At 42.8% G+C, this 19429-nt stretch carries 21 protein-coding genes; 7 read left to right on the top strand and 14 right to left on the bottom strand.

Annotated features, from left to right (window positions below):
* Positions 1–23 precede the first annotated feature (23 nt).
* The 12 genes from ACEZ3G_RS04580 to ACEZ3G_RS04525 all read right to left on the bottom strand — a co-directional run bounded on the left by ACEZ3G_RS04580 (position 24) and on the right by ACEZ3G_RS04525 (position 10430).
* Positions 24–1019, bottom strand: a complete 996-nt coding sequence (locus tag ACEZ3G_RS04580; protein WP_432424264.1) for a BtrH N-terminal domain-containing protein — start codon at positions 1017–1019, stop codon at positions 24–26.
* A 3-nt stretch (positions 1020–1022) separates the two neighbouring features.
* Entirely contained in the window at positions 1023–1424 is a 402-nt protein-coding gene (locus tag ACEZ3G_RS04575; RefSeq protein WP_432424263.1) for a hypothetical protein, read from the bottom strand.
* Positions 1425–1506: 82 nt separating this feature from the next.
* A complete protein-coding gene (locus ACEZ3G_RS04570) occupies positions 1507–1968 on the bottom strand; it encodes an ABC transporter permease (RefSeq protein ID WP_432424262.1) in 462 nt (153 codons plus the stop codon).
* Positions 1969–2406: a hypothetical protein gene (locus ACEZ3G_RS04565; protein WP_432424261.1), complete on the bottom strand. Its 438-nt coding sequence runs from the start codon at positions 2404–2406 to the stop codon at positions 1969–1971.
* The gene (locus ACEZ3G_RS04560; RefSeq protein ID WP_432424260.1) at positions 2406–3539 is read right to left on the bottom strand and encodes a beta-ketoacyl-ACP synthase III; all 1134 of its coding nucleotides are present in this window, start codon (positions 3537–3539) and stop codon (positions 2406–2408) included. The genes ACEZ3G_RS04565 and ACEZ3G_RS04560 overlap by 1 nt, the downstream gene beginning before the upstream one ends.
* Positions 3539–4465, bottom strand: coding sequence for a dialkylrecorsinol condensing enzyme DarA (locus tag ACEZ3G_RS04555; RefSeq protein WP_432424259.1), 927 nt, complete (start codon positions 4463–4465; stop codon positions 3539–3541). The genes ACEZ3G_RS04560 and ACEZ3G_RS04555 overlap by 1 nt, the downstream gene beginning before the upstream one ends.
* Positions 4462–5367 (bottom strand): LpxL/LpxP family acyltransferase, encoded by a 906-nt coding sequence (locus ACEZ3G_RS04550; RefSeq protein ID WP_432424258.1) that lies wholly within the window; start codon positions 5365–5367, stop codon positions 4462–4464. The genes ACEZ3G_RS04555 and ACEZ3G_RS04550 overlap by 4 nt, the downstream gene beginning before the upstream one ends.
* Positions 5368–5371: 4 nt before the next feature.
* Positions 5372–5614, bottom strand: a complete 243-nt coding sequence (locus ACEZ3G_RS04545; RefSeq protein ID WP_432424257.1) for a phosphopantetheine-binding protein — start codon at positions 5612–5614, stop codon at positions 5372–5374.
* A 103-nt stretch (positions 5615–5717) separates the two neighbouring features.
* Positions 5718–6944, bottom strand: coding sequence for a beta-ketoacyl-[acyl-carrier-protein] synthase family protein (locus ACEZ3G_RS04540; protein ID WP_432424256.1), 1227 nt, complete (start codon positions 6942–6944; stop codon positions 5718–5720).
* A gap of 44 nt (positions 6945–6988) precedes the next feature.
* Positions 6989–7720 (bottom strand): 3-oxoacyl-ACP reductase FabG, encoded by a 732-nt coding sequence (fabG, locus tag ACEZ3G_RS04535; protein WP_432425146.1) that lies wholly within the window; start codon positions 7718–7720, stop codon positions 6989–6991.
* A 44-nt stretch (positions 7721–7764) separates the two neighbouring features.
* The gene (locus ACEZ3G_RS04530) at positions 7765–8892 is read right to left on the bottom strand and encodes a WG repeat-containing protein (RefSeq protein ID WP_432424255.1); all 1128 of its coding nucleotides are present in this window, start codon (positions 8890–8892) and stop codon (positions 7765–7767) included.
* A gap of 2 nt (positions 8893–8894) precedes the next feature.
* The gene (locus ACEZ3G_RS04525) at positions 8895–10430 is read right to left on the bottom strand and encodes an HAL/PAL/TAL family ammonia-lyase (protein WP_432424254.1); all 1536 of its coding nucleotides are present in this window, start codon (positions 10428–10430) and stop codon (positions 8895–8897) included.
* A 193-nt stretch (positions 10431–10623) separates the two neighbouring features.
* Between ACEZ3G_RS04525 and ACEZ3G_RS04520 the strand changes: the two genes are divergently transcribed.
* On the top strand, positions 10624–11865 hold the full coding sequence (locus ACEZ3G_RS04520; RefSeq protein ID WP_432424253.1) for an NAD(P)/FAD-dependent oxidoreductase: 1242 nt from the start codon (positions 10624–10626) through the stop codon (positions 11863–11865).
* Between the two features lie 5 nt (positions 11866–11870).
* Here ACEZ3G_RS04520 and ACEZ3G_RS04515 read toward each other — a convergent pair whose 3' ends face one another.
* Positions 11871–12479 (bottom strand): hypothetical protein, encoded by a 609-nt coding sequence (locus ACEZ3G_RS04515; protein ID WP_432424252.1) that lies wholly within the window; start codon positions 12477–12479, stop codon positions 11871–11873.
* Between the two features lie 85 nt (positions 12480–12564).
* Positions 12565–13854 (bottom strand): serine hydrolase domain-containing protein, encoded by a 1290-nt coding sequence (locus ACEZ3G_RS04510; RefSeq protein ID WP_432424251.1) that lies wholly within the window; start codon positions 13852–13854, stop codon positions 12565–12567.
* A 198-nt stretch (positions 13855–14052) separates the two neighbouring features.
* Here ACEZ3G_RS04510 and ACEZ3G_RS04505 point away from each other — a divergent pair, with 198 nt between their 5' ends.
* The 6 genes from ACEZ3G_RS04505 to ACEZ3G_RS04480 all read left to right on the top strand — a co-directional run bounded on the left by ACEZ3G_RS04505 (position 14053) and on the right by ACEZ3G_RS04480 (position 19424).
* Positions 14053–14898, top strand: a complete 846-nt coding sequence (locus tag ACEZ3G_RS04505) for a universal stress protein (protein ID WP_432424250.1) — start codon at positions 14053–14055, stop codon at positions 14896–14898.
* Between the two features lie 15 nt (positions 14899–14913).
* Complete coding sequence (locus tag ACEZ3G_RS04500; protein WP_432424249.1) at positions 14914–15753, top strand: universal stress protein; 840 nt, start codon at positions 14914–14916, stop codon at positions 15751–15753.
* 113 nt (positions 15754–15866) lie between these two features.
* The gene (locus tag ACEZ3G_RS04495) at positions 15867–16703 is read left to right on the top strand and encodes a universal stress protein (RefSeq protein ID WP_432424248.1); all 837 of its coding nucleotides are present in this window, start codon (positions 15867–15869) and stop codon (positions 16701–16703) included.
* Positions 16704–16790: 87 nt separating this feature from the next.
* Complete coding sequence (locus tag ACEZ3G_RS04490) at positions 16791–17180, top strand: hypothetical protein (RefSeq protein ID WP_432424247.1); 390 nt, start codon at positions 16791–16793, stop codon at positions 17178–17180.
* Positions 17181–17185: 5 nt separating this feature from the next.
* Entirely contained in the window at positions 17186–18028 is an 843-nt protein-coding gene (locus tag ACEZ3G_RS04485; protein ID WP_432424246.1) for an ATP cone domain-containing protein, read from the top strand.
* Positions 18029–18047: 19 nt separating this feature from the next.
* Complete coding sequence (locus tag ACEZ3G_RS04480) at positions 18048–19424, top strand: MBL fold metallo-hydrolase RNA specificity domain-containing protein (RefSeq protein ID WP_432424245.1); 1377 nt, start codon at positions 18048–18050, stop codon at positions 19422–19424.
* Positions 19425–19429: the final 5 nt, after the last annotated feature.

Here is a 19429-nt window from a genome sequence, read left to right as displayed (position 1 = left end):
GTCATAAAATGTTCTACCATTGATTAGACCGACTTTTTAAGGGCCTTAAAAAAAGTTGCCTCCCTATCTGCAATAGCCTCCAATTGTTCTGCGATATGATTATATCCGTCTGATTGGGCACTTCTATTTTTATAAATACGGGATGCATCCAACGCAAAATCACGCCAAAGGTCGCCTATTTCGGTCATTTCTTGCGATAGTTCAGAGAGACTTTCATTGTTCAAAACCCGACTCGATTCTTGCAGGAACGCGGCATAGATATAGCGAAAACCACCCCCGCCCGTACCTATTTCCTCTTGCATACGAACAATCTGGCCTAAATAATGGTTCGCTTTCTTGGGCCCTATTTTGTTTGGCCACTTGCGAATGTTGCTGGCGACCCAACGCATTGCCTTGACACCGACGATGGGCACTGGGGCCATCATGTCTCGGCTTGTCTGCTTGATTCCCTTCATGATCGCCTTGTCAAGCTCTAATGTCTCAGGAAAAGAAATAGGATAGTACATGTGCCCCTTTGGTGCAAAAGCTCCCTTGGCAAAACGGACTTTTTCCAATTCTTTGGCGGTCAAGGTAGTGACACTTTCCATAACGGGGTCACTTATCAGGTACGTGTCGCCTTCCCTACCATAAACCACCATATTGTGTGCATTGAAATGAAAGCGATATTCTTCCGGAAAGTAGGGCAGGCTATAAACGCCTACTTGTAGCCCGACCGGGTTGTCTTTTTCCAAATTGGCATCCAATCTGGCCTTTGCTTCGGCCGGATTTTTGAATTTTTCCCTTTTTACCTTTATTCCTACCCGTTTTGCAAAACGGTTGAAAATAAGTCCTGGCATTGCCCGATAGGTAAATACCGGTGCATAATTCACTTTTAGAAAGGGCAGGTAACTGAATAACAGCCCCGATCCGATGCCAAAGACCATAGGTTCACTAACTTCAAAACCATTATGGCGCATCAAGTTTGATACTACCCCGTTCTCACAGTGGGCGGCCTGTTTGTGCGTGAAATCTATTTGCATGGATTATGATTCAAAATGCTTTAATTGTTCCATGGTTACCTCGAATACATCGGCATATTTTTGAAGTGTTCTGTCACTTAGCCCCTTAAAGACCGATGGTTTGAAATGCCTTTTGACCCGCCATTTCCATAGACCTACATAACTTGCCAAAATAGGGAGGTCCATCTTATGAAGTTCCATATAATACTCAATGGGGCTGGTTTCATTTTTTAACACGCGCTGCCTTGCGTCTTCGACACGCGCCTCGATTTCTTTGATTGCATTGTCAAGGGCAATGGTCTTGGGCTCCCACCCTGTACTTAGTTCAGTCGTGTATTCGCCATTTTCATCAACGGCATAGACCATATCCTTGATATTGGCCGAGGCCAGATTACTGTGGTCTTGTGGCACTTCTTTCTTTTTCATCGACTTGCTTCTTAGGTTGCCCGATTACTGGATCTTTACAGTAAGTACTATCGAAATATGGTCCAAATAATTCGGTAGCTTTTTATTGCACTTCATGGATTAAAAAATTGAAGTTACAATCTACGATTAAATCATCGTTTCTAAAAGTGGAAGAAGTAATGGTACAAATGCTCATGGTTCCCGTATCGAATCTTGAAATCAGTTTCGCCTTGGTTATCAGTAGGTCGTTTATTTCGGGAAGTATAAATACTTCGGCTTTTTTAATGGCGCTGATATATCCGACCAGTTTGTTGCCGGTTCCCTCGAGATCATCGTCATCGAAGTAGCTTTGGCCCACTATTGCCGAAGAGGCCTGTGCCGCATTTTCTATCAAGCCTGCCTCGGAAAGTCTTCCTTCATTGTCCAAAAAAATACAATCATCGGATATTTTAAAGTGCGTAACCACCGAAACTTCATCGATATATGGCGTTATGGTGGCCAATAGCATGGGTTCTCTATGCGGTAGAAAATTCTTGATATTGATATCGTAACGTGGTTTTTTCATTCAGCCGGCCAAGATAGTTTTCATTTCACTTGATGCCAACGGCGACCCGCCAGATTCTACCCTGGCCTGTACCAAGGTTACACCCATTATATCGTGTAAAATTTCAACGGTAGTTACCAATTTTTGACCTATTTGGGGCAATGTGATGATTTCGGCTTTTTTTATGGCACCTATATATCCTACCGGAGCAGGTAGTTTTTTTACATAAAACTTATAGCCGGTATGGAGAGCAACCGTTTGGGCCATATTCTCAATAAGTCCCGAAGCGGAAAAATGTTCTTTTTCGACCAGAATATTATCGCTTGGTATGGTAAATTCAGATATAATACGGCTTTCGGTATACTTGGTCAATGTATCGACCATTACAAATGGATCTTTTTGTGGAATCAAGCTTCGTAGAAATTCGCCATCTGCGATTATGTTTCCCGAATCGGCCATCAACAAACGGTCAAATAGGCATACATATAGGAGAAACGTGCACTTTCTGGAACATGGAACAATATTTTGTCTCCTTTTTTTAGTTTGCCCGATGCTTTTAGCTCCTCAAGCATAACATAGATCGAGGCCGCACCGATGTTTCCGACATGGTCCAGGTTCAAGAACCACTTGTGCCAGGGCATTTCGACGCCTTGTGATTTCATTTCGTCATATAACCCTTGCTTGAAGTAATATGATGAGATATGGGGTAGATAGTAGTCGACCTCATCTGGACCAATACCATGGTGTTCGTAGGCCAGTTTTAAGCTCGCCACCCCTTTTTTCAAAATGTTCTCACCGAGTAGTCGTGTATCTTGTTTCATCGCGAACAACGATATTTCACTCCATTTATTCGCCGGATATTCGCTCCAAGGTTTCAATTTTCCGCTTTCCAGTTTTTCCCCGCCGGCGTACATGCAGGTTTCCATTTCATGGGCATACGAAAATCCTTGTATCCATTCGATTTTTAAAGGTTTATCGCCCTTAGGCTCGTTCTCGAGCAAGAATGCACCCGCGCCGTCAGAGAGCATCCAACGCAAAAACTCTTTGTTAAAAGCTAGAATCGGGTTGTTTTCCAATTGCTGAAGATGTTCGACCTCACTTTCAAAGACATCCGACCTCATCCATGATGAAGTTCTTTCAGATCCGGTGCAGACGGCGTTGTTCACCTGACCGGTCTTTACCGACATAAAGCCATATTTCAAGGCGTTCATGCCAGAACAACAGGCCCCTGATGCGGAGTTTATCTCCATCGTGCGGTTTTTTAGAAAACCATGTACCATCGCCGTATGCGAGGGCAATATTTGATCTGGGCTAGAGGTTCCGCTTGAAAGCAGCTCGATATCTTGAACGGTAAAATCGCCATCACAAAGTCGTTCAACGGCTTTAGCGGTCAGTTGCGCATTGTTATGGCTCACTTCGCCATTTTCATCTATGGCATAGTAACGTTTTTGAATACGGTTGTTGCGAAGTACAACGCGTCGTGCTTTTGACGCCTTACCATTAATAATACCCAGTTTTTTCTCCATCTCTTCATTTTCAACGGGATTATTGGGCAGAAATTTGGCTATTCTCGTGATATAAACATCCTTCATCAATTCTCCTTTAAAGACACCGAGGAATAGTATTTTCGCTCGCTATTCCGTTTCGAGGTCATGGGCAAATAAGTCAGCAAAAATACAACAAAAACTATAGGTGCTATGACCCAGATGGCAAATAACAAATAATATTTGAACAAAGCAATCCATTTGAGTCGTTTGGCACTGCCCGGTTTCCCTTTTTTGATGATAAGGTTTGCCCATTTCGAGAATAAGACATTGCCTCTTTCATCGGTTCGCACTAAAAAAGGATTAATGCGTACGGCATCAAGCCTCAATAGGTTTTCCTGAAGGTCTGTGAAATCATTGGCCAGTATAGCCCGTTCAATGGGAAGGGCGAATTTTTCAGCGCTGGCGATATCATTGTCTGAAATCCCAGGCTTTGGAAAAATACCCAAATACCTGTCCTTTCTTCCAGAGAACATCCAATGTGCGATCGTAATAACACTGATATGATTAATATGTCTGTCGACCAAAGCGATATGACCTACAAGATTGGCACTTACGTTCGATAGTAGCCGTTTCATTTTTTCCTGTGCCTGGATCCACATATTTCGACAGGTAACCAAGGTGACGACAGGGGTGTCTTTTAACAATCGTTTGGCAAAATCGGATTTCAAAAAGGAGTTGATAGGAATTGAAGGTGTCAAGAACCAGACCTGGTATCCAAAGAGTACCAAATCGTATTTTTTATCAAGTATTTCTGATTTAGGAGGATTGAATTTAGAAGGGATTTGCAAAAATGTTTCGGGGAAGGCATCGTAAAATTTTTCTTTTTCCCAAGGGAATTCGAAAAGCGGGTCGGGTACTATCTCGTAGAATGACACATTGATTTTCTCACTATCCAATTTCGCTACCACGTTGTTGAGAATGGTCGTTAGTTGACCGGTTTGCGAATAATGTATTACGAGTACTTCTTTCATTTTTTTACGTTATCACCCCAAAAATCAAAGTAGTTGAACCATTGCAATGGATATTTTGTCAACATCCATTCCATGCTCTTTGTGTATTCCTTTAACAACAATTGTGGTGTATTGGCATGGGTATCGGCGGTTCTGGCATACAGACGATAATTTCTTTTTTTGCCTTTCATGACATAAACAAAGAGAACAGGTACTTTAAGCCGTGACGCCAAGCGAAATGGCCCTAGGGGAAATCTGGCGGGGGCACCCAACAGGTTTTCGGTCAGATATTTGCTTCCGGCCATGAAACGGTCTCCGGTTATCACGACAAGTCCGCCCTTGTCCAATGCCGCATGGATCTCAAAAATATGTGACATATCCTCTTTGACCAAAATCAGTTCCAAACTGGTAGCGGTGCTCATTTGGCTCAGATATTCTTGAATGTTCTCCTGTTCGGTCTGTGTTGTCACCATACTAATCTTTGAAATGGAATATCTGTTTTCCAAAAAATAATGGGAGATTTCAAAATTGCCCAAATGGCCACTGATCAAGATACCGCCCTGTCGCTTTTTCAGTAGGCTGTCGATTTTTTCTATTCCATCATGGGTGTAATCGAAGACATCGCGATAACCGGTGGAGACCGTAACACGATCGGACAATGTTTGGCCCAAGAGAAAATAGTTCTTGTAAATGCTTATAATTGAGCGAAATCTTGAATAGCCAAGCCTCTTTCTAAAATAAGGGTAAATGGCCTTTGAACTTCTGTACGAGAACAGAAAGTAGTAGAAAACAATAGTTCGAAGTAGTAAATAGGCAACGTTAAGACCAAAATTTTTGAGAACGAAAATATAAATCTTGTAGCCCAATAAGGTGCCTTTGGATCTGCCCTTCCATTCGGTCTCTATTAGTTGTTGTTCTGGCAATTGATCAGGAGACTTTTCTTTCGATAAGATCGTAGAAATTTTGAAGTGTATTTACGTTAACGAAGTCTTCGCCGACTAATTTTACCCCAAAACTGCTTTCGACCGCAACTACCAAATCGACGAAGTCAAGGCTGTCAAGGTCAAGAGCATCTTTTAGATTGGCCTCGGGCACCAATGCTTCTTCTTCGACCTCGAACTCGTCGATTAGGAAAGCATCTACTTTTTCGATAATAACTTCTTTCGTCATCTTCCTTTTTTTCGCTTCTTTCGAACGTGTTAAATCTTTTCTATAACAAATTTTAGGTTAATTTATTGGCGGCAATCACCAAAAATCAACATGTGGATTAAACTCAGGGCAAATTCAATTTTTTTAAAATCAAAGCAGAGTTTGTTCCTCCAAACCCGAATGAATTGGACAAAAATACGTCAATTTTTTTATTTAGGGTTTTGTTCACCAGGTTTAATTTTGAGGAGTGCTCATCTGTATTTTCCAAATTGATATTGGGCGCGATAAAGGAATTCTGCATCATCAAAATGGAGTAAATTATCTCACTGGCTCCCGCCATCCAGCATTCATGGCCGGTCATGGATTTCGTGGAACTCACATAGGGATTTTTTTCTCCAAAAACCTCAAAAATAGCCTTGGCCTCGTTGGCATCGCCGACCGGGGTAGATGTGGCATGGGCATTTACATAATCGATTGCCGAAGGGGGCAGATCTGCATCTTTCAAGGCAAGCTTCATCGCCCTGGCCGGTCCTTCGACATTTGGTGTCGAAATATGATCACCGTTCGAAGAGAAACCATATCCAACAACTTCGGCAAGAATGGGCGCACCTCGTTCTGCCGCAGATTCGTAGCTTTCCATGATCAAGGTTGCCGCACCACCACTTGGCACGAGTCCGTTTCGGTTTTTATCAAAGGGTCTTGAAGCTTTTTCAGGATTTTCAATGTTCGTTGCAAAGACTCCAAGGCCGTCAAAGCTACCCATGGCTACAGGATTTATTTCTTGCGCACCACCGGCAATGATGCATTCTTGCAACCCGCTTTTGATAAGGTGATAGGCAAGGCCGATGGAGTGCGATCCACTAGCGCATGCGGCACTAACGGTCAGATTGATACCCTTTAATTTGAAAATGGTCGAGAGGTTCATGGTGACCGTCGAATTCATGGCCTTGAAAATGGCCCCTGAGCCAACAAGGGTGGTGTCACCTTTCTCTCTCATTGTATCCACGGCTTCCATCGTAGATTTGGCGGTACTATCGTTACCGTATAGAATGCCGACATCATGGGCATCTAAAAAAGCTTGGTCGATATGGGCATTTTGTAGGGCTTCGATCGTCGCAACATATGCATAACCGCCTTCTTGGCCCAAGCTTATGCGCTGTCTTCTCGATAGCATCGATTTCAAATCGGGGTCTTCGACCATACCGGTCAAGGGCGAACGAAAGCCGAAACCAGCTCTTTCCGGATCATGCACGATACCCGATTTTCCTTCGTAAAGTGAGGTTTTGACCTCGTCAAGATTTTTGCCGATACATGAATAAATACCCATGCCCGTAATTACGACTCGATTCATAGTTCCTTCTTGGGTTTTGCAGCTATACCTAAGATACTAAAGTTTCAAGAATAAATGCCACCGTTGATATTGATGACCTCGCCGGTAATATAGGAAGATTTTGACGATGCCAAAAAAGATACTACGTGAGCAACCTCTTCGGCCGAACCAAAACGATTTGCCGGAATCATTTTTTTCAATTCTTGCTCGTTCAGTTCTTCGGTCATATCCGTTTTGATGAACCCGGGAGCGACCGCATTTACAGTAACGTTTCTCTTGGCAACTTCTTGGGCGAGTGCCTTTGTCGCGCCGATGACGGCACCTTTGGCCGCAGAATAATTGGTCTGGCCCGGTGTACCTTTCAATCCTGAAACGGATACCATGTTAATAATCCTTCCATACTTGTTGACCAGCAATTTTTGAATCAGGGCGTTCGTCACATTGTAGAACCCGTTGAGGCTGGTGTCGATGACCGATGCCCAATCTTCTTGGGGCATCCACATGAAAAGTCCGTCTTTCGTAATGCCCGCATTGTTTATAATAACTTCGATAACGGCATTCTTATGGGTTTCATGCCAAGTCTCGATAGCAGATTTAACATTCGCGGCCTCTGTAACATTGAACTGTATGATCTCGCCCATACCGCCTGCCGCCTCAACTTGTTCCAAAGTTTCTTCTGCGGCTTTTTTATTGCCATTATAATTGATAAGTATTCGATAATCGAGGTCGTTGGCCAGTTGCACACAGATAGCACGACCAATGCCCCTAGATCCACCTGTTACCAAGGCATATTTAATTTTTTCGGCTTTTTCTTCGTTCATTGAATCTATAATGGCATGAACTATTTAACGTCTGTGAAAAGTTCGGCATTCTTGTACCACTTATCACCCAAAACTTCACCTTTTGTATTGATATACCCCCAACCCTTTTTGGTCTTTACCCGGGCAAGTCCGTTAATAAAACCTTTTTCGGCATTTTTTTGAAAGAAGGAAAATCCAACGGAAATATCATATTCCATGGGGATGACCAATTTACCTGTAGTATCGACAAAGCCCCATAACTTTTCTTTTACGGGAGCCAGGCCATCGGATGAAAAAGTTTCGGCATCCTTATATTGAAAATCGACAATTTGCGCACCTTTTTCATCGATATAACCCCATTTTTTATCCTTCATTACGGGAGCGAATCCGTTTGAGAAAGCACGGGCCTTGTCAAAAGAGGCCTCGATTACCCACTGGCCCTGATTGTTTATGAAGCCAATTTTTTCGCCTTTTTGAGCATAGGTCAGATCAGAGGTGTGCTTGAAATCCCAAATTTTGGTCGCATCGGGAACCGGGGTAAACTTCCAATTGATAAAAACACCATAATCGTTGCCCTTTCTTCCCCAAATGCCATTTTTATTGTAGGTTCCCACCTCTTCATATTCAGCCGGGATTACGATTTCACCTTTTGCGTTTATCAATCCCCAGAGTTCCCCGTTGCTGATTTTGGCATGACCGTCCCAAAAATTTTTGATCGTTTTATAGGTAGGTTCGAGAATCAACTTTCCATCGGTACCAAGAAGTCCTATTTTTTCGCCTTTTCGATACAATGCAACGCCATCGTTGAAATCATAATATTTATCCGGTGATTCTGCCAATGTCAATACTTCGCCAGAAGTCTTGATATAGCTCCATTGGTCATCCTTGGAGACCAGGGCCAAGCCTGAATCAAAGGCATTTACCCTATCGTACTGGGGTTCGATGGCCCATTTGCCCGAAGAATCTATAAACCCCCATTTTTTTTCTTCTTGGGCCGCTGCGAGTCCGTTCGAAAAACTGGCCGCTTTTTTGAAATCGGTCTGTATTACCTGCTTGCCTGAGGTATCGATATAGGCAACCTTGCCATCATCAACTACCAAGGCCAATTCTTGGGCAGCGGTCTGTAATAGAACAAAAGAAAACACTAGTAACAAAGAAATATTTTTCATGGTCATTTTTTATTTTGATGGTTAATAATATAGTTCTTGACTTCATTGACAAAAGGATACATAACCTGATCCTCTTTGAACGGGGGAACTATTTTACGAACGGCATCGTACATATTTCTGGTCTTTGAAGAGACCTTATCTTGAAATTGAAGGAATTCGATGGCCTGTACGACCGTTATCATTTCAATTGCCATGACCTCAAAAGCGTTTTCGATAACCTTTTTGGTAATCAAGGCGGCATTGGTACCCATGCTAACTATGTCTTGGTTGTCATTGTTATTGGGAATGCTGTGTACATACATGGGGTTGCTCAACATCTGATTTTCGGCGGTAGTGGAAGTGGCGGTGAACTGCACGCCCTGCATACCGAAATTCAGGCCCAGTGTACCAAGGTTCACAAAGGGGGGAAGTATGTCGTTCAATTTTGAATTTAGAAGGTAGTTCAGTTGTCTTTCGGCCAACATACTCATCTTGGTTACGACGATTTTCAGCTTATCCATTTCGAGGGAAACATAGTCGCCATGGAAATTTCCTCCATGATAGACATTTTTCTTTTCGACATCGACAATGGGGTTGTCGTTGGCCGAATTTACTTCCTCGATGAGTATGCGTTCAACATCGTTCAAAGTATCCAAGATCGGTCCAAGAATTTGAGGAACGCACCGAATGGAATAATACTCCTGTACTTTTTCTTCAAATACATGCACCCCGCCGTTGGTATCGGTATATAAATGGTGTTCGCGCTTGCGGGTCAACGTACTATCTTTTAAATGACTGCGCATAGAACGTGCGATTTCGCGTTGCCCCTTGTGCTTTTTGGTCAAGTTTAGAGCTTCTGAGAGGTGGTCGTCGTAGGCTTCCATTATTTCATTGATGGCCGATGAGCAGGCGATCATCCATTCCAACAATCTTCTGGTGTAGATGGTGTTCACGATACCGATCCCGGTCATTACCGAGGTGCCATTTATGAGCCCAAGGCCTTCGCGCAATTCCACATGAATGGGGTTGATGTTTTCTTTTTCGAATACCTCTTGGGTCGGTTTCCTTTCTCCCCCATAGAAAACTTCGCCCTCACCTATCAGCACAAGGGCCAAATGGGCCAATTGTACGAGGTCTCCACTAGCACCTACGCCACCGTGTTCATAGATTAGGGGAATAATATCTTTGTTGATCAAAGTGGTCATGGTCTCGATGACCGAAGTATGTACCCCTGAATTGCCAAGGCTCAAGGTATTCAGTCGAGCCAACATAGCGGCTTTGACATATTTTGGGGGTATCGGGTTGCCGGTACCCGAGGCATGACTGCGTATAAGATTATACTGCAGTTGTACGGTTTCTGAGTCTTTGATCTTATATTGGGCCATTGGACCGAAACCCGTATTCACACCATAGATGACTTTATTTCTGGCGAATTCTTTTAAAAACGCGAAACTCTTCCGTGCCGTGGCCATGACCTCGTCATCAATCGAAATAGGTTCGCCATCAAAAATTATACTGTAAAATTCCTCAATTCCTAACTTTCCTTTAATTTTTGGCATTTGTGGTCGGTTCTATCGAAATAATTTCTGTAAACGGGGGGTAAAAATAGGGATTTTGACATGCAAATTTATAATAAATGGGGAAGGAATACCTTATTTTTACTCTGTAATTGAGCCAAACACATAGGCGGCATGCGCAACTTGGCGCCATTAGGTAGCCAAAGCTATCCGATTATTTTGAAAATCAAACGAAATGAAGAATGAAAATGTCGATGTACTGATTATTGGTGCGGGCCCTTCGGGAGCGGTTTCTGCGGCATATCTGTATCGTCAGGGCCTGAACATAAAAGTTGTCGAAAAGAGCAAATTTCCACGGTTCGTGATCGGCGAGAGCCTGTTGCCGAGATGTATGGATCATTTTGAGGAAGTAGGCCTATTGGATGCTCTTAAGGCGCAGCATTTCGAGGTCAAGGCAGGAGCTCGATTCATGCGCGGTGACAAGATCTGTAATTTTGATTTTAGTAAAAAATATACGGAGGGATGGGACTGGACATGGCAGGTACCGCGAGCCGATTTCGACAAGACCCTGACCGATACCCTGATTGAATGGGGAGTGGATATTGCATTTGAACATGAAGTGGTCGCTGTTGAATTTGATGGGAGCAATTCTGTCACTACCGTAAAAGACATCGAAGGAAACCTTTCAACAATATCGGCCAGGTTTATTGTTGATTCCAGTGGTTATGGAAGGGTCTTGCCTAGGCTTTTGGATCTTGATAAGCCTTCCGACATACCCAAGCATTCTTCTATTTTTACTCATGTCAAAGATTTGAAACGGCCGAAGGGCCGTGAAGGCACCATTATCACCTTCGATATCGTTAGTCTTGAAACATGGCTATGGGTCATTCCATTTTCCAATGGCCATACCAGCATTGGTTATGTGGGTCCGACGGACTATCTTGAATCTTTCGCAGGGGACAATACTCAAAAATTGCGGGAAATGATGCGGCTTTCGAAGTATTACCACGATCGTTTTGAGGGTCTGGAATACGAGTTCGAGCCTAAGATGATCAAGAATTTTTCTAAATCGGTCACTAAGCTCCATGGCGAGGGTTTTGTTTTGACCGGTAATAGTGCGGAGTTTCTCGATCCCGTATTTTCTTCTGGGGTAACCTTTGCTACCGAATCGGCCCTACAGGCCTCAAAATTGATCGCGCGTCAACTCAAGGGTAAAAAAGTGGATTGGGAAACCGATTATGTGCATCATATGAAAGAAGGCGTAAATGTTTTCTCCACCTATGTAAAAGAGTGGTATACGGGCAATTTACAGACCATCTTTTTCGACAGTAACGATAACCCGGTTATCAAGGCGCAGATCTGTGCGGTTTTGGCAGGCTATGTTTGGGATAAAACCAACCCTTTTGTCAAAAACCACCATCGCTTGGTCAAGACGGTTGCCCGTATCGCGGAGCTTGAAAAAGAAGGAAAGAATTAGGGGTTTTATCTAAAAGCTTTTTTTAGTATCAATTTTGCAAACGATTTGCCGGTCTTGGCATAACCTTCACCCAATCGGTCTTCATCGCTAAAACTACTGCCCCATTGATCGCCGGGTGCATTTTCACTGGTAACCTTGGCCAATACATTTTCTCGATTCGACGTTTCAACGAATTTCAGATGGGTAGTTACTTTGGCGGGTTGTTTCATGACCCCGGCATCCCACCCGGGGAATAGCCATACGGTTTCGACTACAAGGGTATATTGCGCATCGTTTAGCCCCTCTTCAAAGCCGATGCCATGGTCGTCGTAAAAATATCGGTTCATTAGCTCCAAGAATTTGGGTTGCCAGATAAGTTCTTTGGCCGACGCCCATTTTTTCTCCCAGACTTTTCCTTTTCCTTTTGATTTTTTTTCCAGTTCGGCCGAATGTTCCTGTATATATTGCGCTTCTGATATATTTTTCTTGAACAGGGCCATATTGTCATAAACGAACTCTACATTGATTTCTTTTTGGCCTTTTAGGAAATCGAAATCACCTTCTTTGATTTTCATTTTTTGGGCAAAGGCCACAGTAGATATAAACAAAACGGTAAGTGTGAGATATTTGTTCATCTTTGATAGGTTTAACGGTGTTTTTAGAGAATCATAAAGTTTTAACGCCAAAGGTCAAAAATTATTTGGGCAGTATAAAAAGTCTCTAGTCATCAATAGCGGCAAAAACCATTTGTCGAAACTTCCAACCGGTTTGATCATCGACCTTGCCCTGGGTCTGTTTCATAAGAACGCCGATAACGTTTTCCTTGGGATCCGCAAAGTATTGGGTATTGAAATAACCGCCCCAATCAAAGGTGCCTTCACTGCCTTGACCACCGGCATCTTGGCCCTTTTTGCTCACGACCCCGAATGCAAGTCCGTAATGCTCCTTGCCCTCGCCGAACATGTCACCTGTTTGGTCGCCCATAATGCTTTGTACAGTAGTCCTGCTTAAAATACGCACCCCGTTGAGTTCGCCATTGTTCAAGTACATCTGTAAGAAAGTGGCATAATCATTTGCCGTACTTGAGAGGCCGGCTCCGCCGGAAAAAAAACGTTGCGCCCCTTTTTTAGGATAATCCGTATCATAAAAAGTAACGGGATAGTTTTTCCATTTTCCATCGATTTGGTGCTGAACGGCCACTAGGCGGTCATGTTTTTCCTCGGGAAGATAGAACCAGGTGTCGTGCATTCCCAATGGGTCAAAGATCCGCTTTCTCAAAAATTGGTCAAAAGGCAATCCAGAAACGACCTCAATAAAATATCCCAGAACATCCAGCCCTTCGCTATAGGTAAATTTTTCGCCGGGATTGTGATGTAAAGGTAGTTTTGCCAGCTTCTTGACACTTGATTCGATCGAGATGTTCTCGGCAGTAAACAAGTCGGTGATGCCCGCCTTGGCATAAATCTTTTTAAAGCGTTCGTCACCATCAATGACCCCATACCCCAATCCGGAAGTATGTGTAATCAAATGGCGGATGGTAATTTGATTATCGGCAGGTTTGGTGGTATAAGTAGAATCGGTTTCGTTGAAGGTGTCCAAGACCTGTGCTTCGTCGAATTCGGGAATATATTTTGAAATGGGGTCGTCGAGCCTGAATTTTCCCTCTTCCCAAAGCATCATGACGGCGGTCGAAGTAATGGCCTTGGTTTGGCTGGCGATTCTGAAAATGGAATTTTTGGCCAGTTTTTCACCTTTTTCATTCGCGTTGCCATACGCGTTATGGAAAACAATTTTACCGTTTCTGGCAATCAATGCGACCACACCGGGAATCTTGTTTTGATCCACAGCTTCCTGTAACATACCATCGATTTTACCAAGGCGTTCTGGTGACATTCCAACCTCTTGGGGTGATGCTTCAGAAAGTGGAGGGGAAGCTTTTATCGAATTCGTTTGGGCAGTAATTGCAAAAGAATATAATGCAAATGCAAAGATGGTCAAAGTAGTTTTCATTTGGTCGGGTTTACATAACTTGGATTAGGATTTCTGAATCTTTTAAAAATAATGAATCTTTTTGTAAAGAATGACCTTATTGTGGATGGGCATTCTTGTCATTGAAATTAGTTTCTTACTCTTTAAGACTGATATATATCATGGTATTGAAAAGGTAATGAAGGTAACTTTGGAATATCCCGATAAAAGGATAACACTATGAGAAAGGTTTTAATACCGACCGATTTTTCAGAGAACGCGTTCAATGCATTGAAATATGCATGTCAGGTTTTTAAATATGAAAAGAGCGAGTTTTTCATTGTGCACGCTTATGCAGATGAAGTGTATCATCTAAACGGAACAAAAGACCGCGGTTCTTTCGACGAGTCGAAAAAGGCTATTTTCCGAAACTCCGAGAAACAATTGGAAAAAATACTGCTGGCCGTTAAGCTCTATTCGCCAAACCCGAAACACACCTATAAAACATTTTCTGCCTTTGGTTCATTGACCGACGCGGTGAACGATATGGTCGTTGAAGAAAATATGGACATTGTGGTGATGGGCACCCGCGGAAAGACCAACGATAGAACCATTACGTTTGGAAGCAATACACTGCACGTGCTTAAATATGTACATTGTCCGGTCATGGCCATTCCCGAAGGTTATGAATATCATGCTCCGAGAGAAGTGCTTTTCCCCACGAACTATATGTTGCCCTATAAGCGCCGCGAATTAAAATTGCTATGTGAGATGACGGGTTCTTTCAGATCCACCATACATCTTTTGTACATCGATCCCTTGCAAAATCTATCACATAGACAAGAGGACAATAAACAATTTTTAGCCAACTGCCTTCAAAAACCTAATTTGGTCTTTGAGACTACCGATGAAAAGGACAAAACGATCGCAATAACGAAATATATCGTTCACAAGAGTATCGATATGCTCGTCATCGTGAATTCGAGACATTCTTACATGGAAGACATCCTTCACCGATCTACCATCGACATTATAGGGTTACATGTTAAAATACCTTTTTTGGTGCTGCAGAACGTGACACGATAAACTATAGTTTGACAAATGAAAAAAATCATCCTTCCCACCGACTTTTCAGATAATGCCTACAATGCCGTTCGATATGCGGCAAAATTGTTTAAGGACATAGAGACCACTTTTTATCTGTTGAATACCTATACCCCGGCCGTGTATCAATCGGAATATATCTTGCACAGTCCGGCGCAAATCGGGTTGGGCGATATCTATCAGGAAAATTCATTGGAAAATCTGCAACAGGTAAAAGAGAAGATCGAAGATGAATTCGAAAATCCGATGCATACCTATATGCTCCATTCTGCTTTCAATATTCTATTGGACGAGGTCTTGGAGACCATTGAAAACGAAAATGCCGATTTGGTCATTATGGGTACACAGGGCGCCACAGGTGCAAAAGAAATACTGTTCGGCACACACACGGTGCACGTGATAAAAAAAGCGACCTGCCCGGTCATGGCCATACCCTCTGGGTTTGAGTATGAACCAATCAGGGAAATTTTGTTTCCAACGGACTATGAGGTCGATTTTAAAAAACAACAGTTGCAACAACTTTTAGACATCGCCGAGATCAATGGAGGCAGCATTGAGGTCATTCATGCTTCCACAGGGTATGAACTAACGGAAGACCAAATGAGAAACCAAAAAAAACTGGAGTCCATATTTTCGAAAGTAGCACATCGGTCGCACGATTTGCCAAGTCAAGGGGTCATCGAGGCAATAAATAGTTTCCAACTAAATAAACCAGTGGACCTCTTGGCCATGGTTCAGAATAAACATACCTTTTTCGAACGATTGTTCATAGAACCCATCATCAAAAAAATAGGATTCCATGTTACCATTCCCTTTATGGTGATCCCCCATCGATAAAAAGGAGCAAATGAAACCGACATGACTAAAATAGTCTTTAAATATACATGGCAATAATTAGTTTAATCATCAAAGGTTACATGTGACCCATTGAAAAACAATAAAAATTACACATGAAACATATTCTCGTACCGGTAGATTTTTCGCATAACTCGTACAATGCCCTTTTTCATGCAGCAAGGTTGATGCAAGGTAAGCCCTGCACTTTTCATATTCTGAACGTATATAACGGCTTTACCCCTTTACAGGCCAAAAACGTAGGAAAAGAGCTTTCGGAACAATTGGAAGACGAATCAATTGAAGGTCTGCGAAATTTCTGCCACCGTATAAGACTTGATGAAGCGAATTCGGAGCATACCTTCAAAACCATCTCAAAACGAGGGAACCTTGTCGATGAAATCTCCAAAATCGTAGAACACGAAAAAATCGACTTGATAATAATGGGCAATAGCGGGCGTACCGAGATCGAGGCCATTTTTATGGGCAGCAATGCACTTGATGTAACAAGTAAGATCAAACAATGTGCCGTTTTGACGATACCCAAAGCGATAAATTTTGCATCGCCGAACGAAATCGCATTCGTAACCGATTATCAGCAACCATACGATGCGGGTCTTCTGCGGCCGCTACTCTTCATAGCAAAAAGGCACAAGTCTAAAATACGGGTCATGCATATCAATGAAGAAGAGGTTTTGAACAAGCACCAAATGATGAATAAAAGTGTTCTTTTGGAATATCTTTTGCCCTTTGAACATTCATTTCATTGGATGCCCCTATTCAAAAGCAAGGCGACCGCCATCGATACTTTTTTGGACGAACTTGACATCGATATGTTGGCCATGGTCAATTACGAACATAGTTTTTTGGACCGAATGACCCGGGAACCTGTAATCAAGCGCGTAGGTTTTGACAATAAAATACCATTTCTGGTGATTCCGTATACCAACTGACCTTCGTCATACCGAATCGCAGCGATTGATTTTAATATTGATGTGTTGATCATCACGTTATACAAAATGAAAAAAACTGGAATTTGGATGGACAAGGAGAAAGCGCATATCGTTGTCTTGACCAACGGAGCCGAAAAAATGCACACTTTTTATTCCAACGTGGAGACCTATAACCCAAAAGGAGGTTCAAGGTCCAAGACCAAATGGGGGCCACAAGACGTAGTTCAAGACAGTAAATATCTGGAGCGTGAAAAGCACCAATTTCGGGAGTATTTCCGCAGTTTGGCCGAAATGGTGGAGCATACCGATGAACTTGCGCTATTCGGTCCTGCTGACACGGCCGAAAAGTTCAAGGCCGAATTGGTCAAGAACCATCTACTTTTGGCCAGCAAGCTCAAAACAGTAGCCAAGGCGGACAGCATGACCGATAACCAGATCAAAGCATTGGTAAGGGATTTTTACAAAGTAAATACCTGATTGCATTGAAAGAAAAGACCATTGAAGTCTTAAAATCTTCAGGAGAAAAAGCCCGGTTCTCCATAGAAAAATTGCGTACTTCACTACGACATAGCGGGGCTGACGAAAAGTTGGCACAACAGATCGTCGATACGGTTCGCGATGAACTCTATCAAGGCATTTCGACAAAAGAGATCTATAACCGTGCCTTTGCACTTTTAAAGAACAAGAAATCGGTATTGGCTTCCAGGTACAAATTGAAAAAAGCCATTTATGAACTGGGGCCGACAGGTTTTCCATTTGAAAAGTTCGTGGCTGCAATTTTAGAATATTCTGGTTATAAAACTGAGGTTGGCAAAATAATGCCGGGTATCTGCGTATTTCACGAAATCGATGTTTTTGCCGAAAAGAATGGAAACATAAGTATTATCGAATGCAAGTTTCACGGTGAAGAAGGGCGCAACTGTAATGTAAAAGTACCATTGTACATTAATTCCAGATATGAGGATGTAAGGAAAAAATGGGAAGAACGCAACAATGGCCCAAAAACAATGAACCCGGGCGTTGTCGTCACAAATACCCGTTTTACCCAAGATGCAATTGCATATGGCAAATGTGTCGCATTAGATCTGTTAAGTTGGGACTACCCCAAACAAAATGGATTAAAGGATCGAATCGACCGATTGAGACTCTACCCGATTACCGTTTCGCATCTTCTGACAAACCGTGAAAAACAATTTCTGTTGAGCAGGGATATCGTTCTATGTAGACAAATCAGCGAAGATCGATTCTTTTTGGACCATCTCGGTATTTCGGAAACCAGAAAAGAAAAAATTCTTAAAGAGATTGGCATGCTCTGCGAACAATAAGCACCCCTTGCGTTAATCTATGGACAAAGTAAAAATCCATTTTCTTGGTGCTTCGGGCACTGTAACCGGTTCTAAATTCTTTTTGGAAACCCCGGAACAAAACATTCTGGTCGATTGTGGAATGTTCCAAGGTCTCAAAGAACTGCGAAAAATGAATTGGAAGCCGTTGCCAATCGACGCGAAAAAAATCGATTTGGTACTGCTGACCCATGGGCATTTGGACCATACTGGTTACTTGCCAAGGTTGGTCAAAACAGGTTTTAAAGGTAAGATTATCGGTACCCCGCCCACATTATCGATTACATCGGTCATTTTAAGGGATAGCGCAAAAATTCATGAAGAAGAGGCCGAGCGAGCCAATATGGAAGGTTACAGTAAGCATAATCCCGCGCTGCCTTTTTATACGGTAGAGGAAGCCGAACATGCCATCGCCCTGTTTGTACCTAAAGAAAAAGATGTCTGGATAAATATCTCGGAAAACATCAAGTTTCGGTTTCGCTATAATGGCCATATCCTCGGAGCCACATTTATCGAATTGGAAATCTTTGGAAAACGGTTCGTGTTTTCAGGAGATGTGGGCAGAAAAAAAGACCCATTGCTCTCCCCGCCCGAACGACCTAGATGGGCAGATTATCTTTTTTTGGAGAGTACCTATGGCAATAAACTGCACCCAAAGGAAGATGTAGAGGGAATATTGGTCGACCTTATCGAAGATACCATACGGCAAAGAGGCAGTTTGATCATTCCTTCATTTGCCGTAGAACGGCTACAATCGTTGATGTACACCTTGTGGAAACTATACAAAAAAAACCGCATCCCCAATATTGCATTGTTCGTTGATAGTCCGATGGGGAACAACGTGCTTTCCGTTTTTGAAAACCATCCCGATTGGCACAAATTGGCACATGAAGAGTGCATCGCAATGTGTTCACATTTCAATATCATCACCTCCTACAAGGATACCTGGAAGACGATAGACGACCCAAGGCCCAAAGTTGTGATCGCTGGAAGCGGCATGGTTACCGGAGGTCGGGTATTGACCTATCTGAAACAATTGATCGATATTCCTACAACAACCGTTTTGTTGGTAGGCTATCAAGCAGAGGGCACAAGGGGAAGACAATTATTGGAAGGCGCCCATGAAATCAAGCTGTTCGGAAAATATATTTCGGTAAAGGCCAAAATCGAGCACTTGGAGAGCTTATCGGCCCATGCCGACCAATTTGAACTTTTAGACTGGTTGGGCGAGATAAAGAACTATCCCGAAAAGGTATTTTTGATACATGGCGAACCTTTGGCCTTAGATGCATTTGGTGTCAAAATCAAGGACACAATGGGATGGCAAGTGCATATTCCAGAATTGTACGAGTTAATTGAAATTCCCATATCGACCTAACCCGT

Origin of the sequence: Meishania litoralis, assembly GCF_042611095.1 — a bacterium.
Taxonomy (GTDB): Bacteria; Bacteroidota; Bacteroidia; order Flavobacteriales; family Flavobacteriaceae; genus Meishania; species Meishania litoralis.
The sequence above is the reverse complement of the archived record's forward strand: the minus strand, read 5'-3'. Positions and strand labels throughout refer to the sequence as shown.

What these genes read in the sequence shown, in the direction of transcription:
- ACEZ3G_RS04580 (WP_432424264.1), bottom strand. Translation starts at nt 1,019, where the DNA reads ATGCAAATAGATTTCACGCACAAACAGGCCGCCCACTGTGAGAACGGG.
- ACEZ3G_RS04575 (WP_432424263.1), bottom strand. Translation starts at nt 1,424, where the DNA reads ATGAAAAAGAAAGAAGTGCCACAAGACCACAGTAATCTGGCCTCGGCC.
- ACEZ3G_RS04570 (WP_432424262.1), bottom strand. Translation starts at nt 1,968, where the DNA reads ATGAAAAAACCACGTTACGATATCAATATCAAGAATTTTCTACCGCAT.
- ACEZ3G_RS04565 (WP_432424261.1), bottom strand. Translation starts at nt 2,406, where the DNA reads ATGGCCGATTCGGGAAACATAATCGCAGATGGCGAATTTCTACGAAGC.
- ACEZ3G_RS04560 (WP_432424260.1), bottom strand. Translation starts at nt 3,539, where the DNA reads ATGAAGGATGTTTATATCACGAGAATAGCCAAATTTCTGCCCAATAAT.
- ACEZ3G_RS04555 (WP_432424259.1), bottom strand. Translation starts at nt 4,465, where the DNA reads ATGAAAGAAGTACTCGTAATACATTATTCGCAAACCGGTCAACTAACG.
- ACEZ3G_RS04545 (WP_432424257.1), bottom strand. Translation starts at nt 5,614, where the DNA reads ATGACGAAAGAAGTTATTATCGAAAAAGTAGATGCTTTCCTAATCGAC.
- ACEZ3G_RS04540 (WP_432424256.1), bottom strand. Translation starts at nt 6,944, where the DNA reads ATGAATCGAGTCGTAATTACGGGCATGGGTATTTATTCATGTATCGGC.
- ACEZ3G_RS04530 (WP_432424255.1), bottom strand. Translation starts at nt 8,892, where the DNA reads ATGAAAAATATTTCTTTGTTACTAGTGTTTTCTTTTGTTCTATTACAG.
- ACEZ3G_RS04525 (WP_432424254.1), bottom strand. Translation starts at nt 10,430, where the DNA reads ATGCCAAAAATTAAAGGAAAGTTAGGAATTGAGGAATTTTACAGTATA.
- ACEZ3G_RS04520 (WP_432424253.1), top strand. Translation starts at nt 10,624, where the DNA reads ATGAAGAATGAAAATGTCGATGTACTGATTATTGGTGCGGGCCCTTCG.
- ACEZ3G_RS04515 (WP_432424252.1), bottom strand. Translation starts at nt 12,479, where the DNA reads ATGAACAAATATCTCACACTTACCGTTTTGTTTATATCTACTGTGGCC.
- ACEZ3G_RS04510 (WP_432424251.1), bottom strand. Translation starts at nt 13,854, where the DNA reads ATGAAAACTACTTTGACCATCTTTGCATTTGCATTATATTCTTTTGCA.
- ACEZ3G_RS04505 (WP_432424250.1), top strand. Translation starts at nt 14,053, where the DNA reads ATGAGAAAGGTTTTAATACCGACCGATTTTTCAGAGAACGCGTTCAAT.
- ACEZ3G_RS04500 (WP_432424249.1), top strand. Translation starts at nt 14,914, where the DNA reads ATGAAAAAAATCATCCTTCCCACCGACTTTTCAGATAATGCCTACAAT.
- ACEZ3G_RS04495 (WP_432424248.1), top strand. Translation starts at nt 15,867, where the DNA reads ATGAAACATATTCTCGTACCGGTAGATTTTTCGCATAACTCGTACAAT.
- ACEZ3G_RS04490 (WP_432424247.1), top strand. Translation starts at nt 16,791, where the DNA reads ATGGACAAGGAGAAAGCGCATATCGTTGTCTTGACCAACGGAGCCGAA.
- ACEZ3G_RS04480 (WP_432424245.1), top strand. Translation starts at nt 18,048, where the DNA reads ATGGACAAAGTAAAAATCCATTTTCTTGGTGCTTCGGGCACTGTAACC.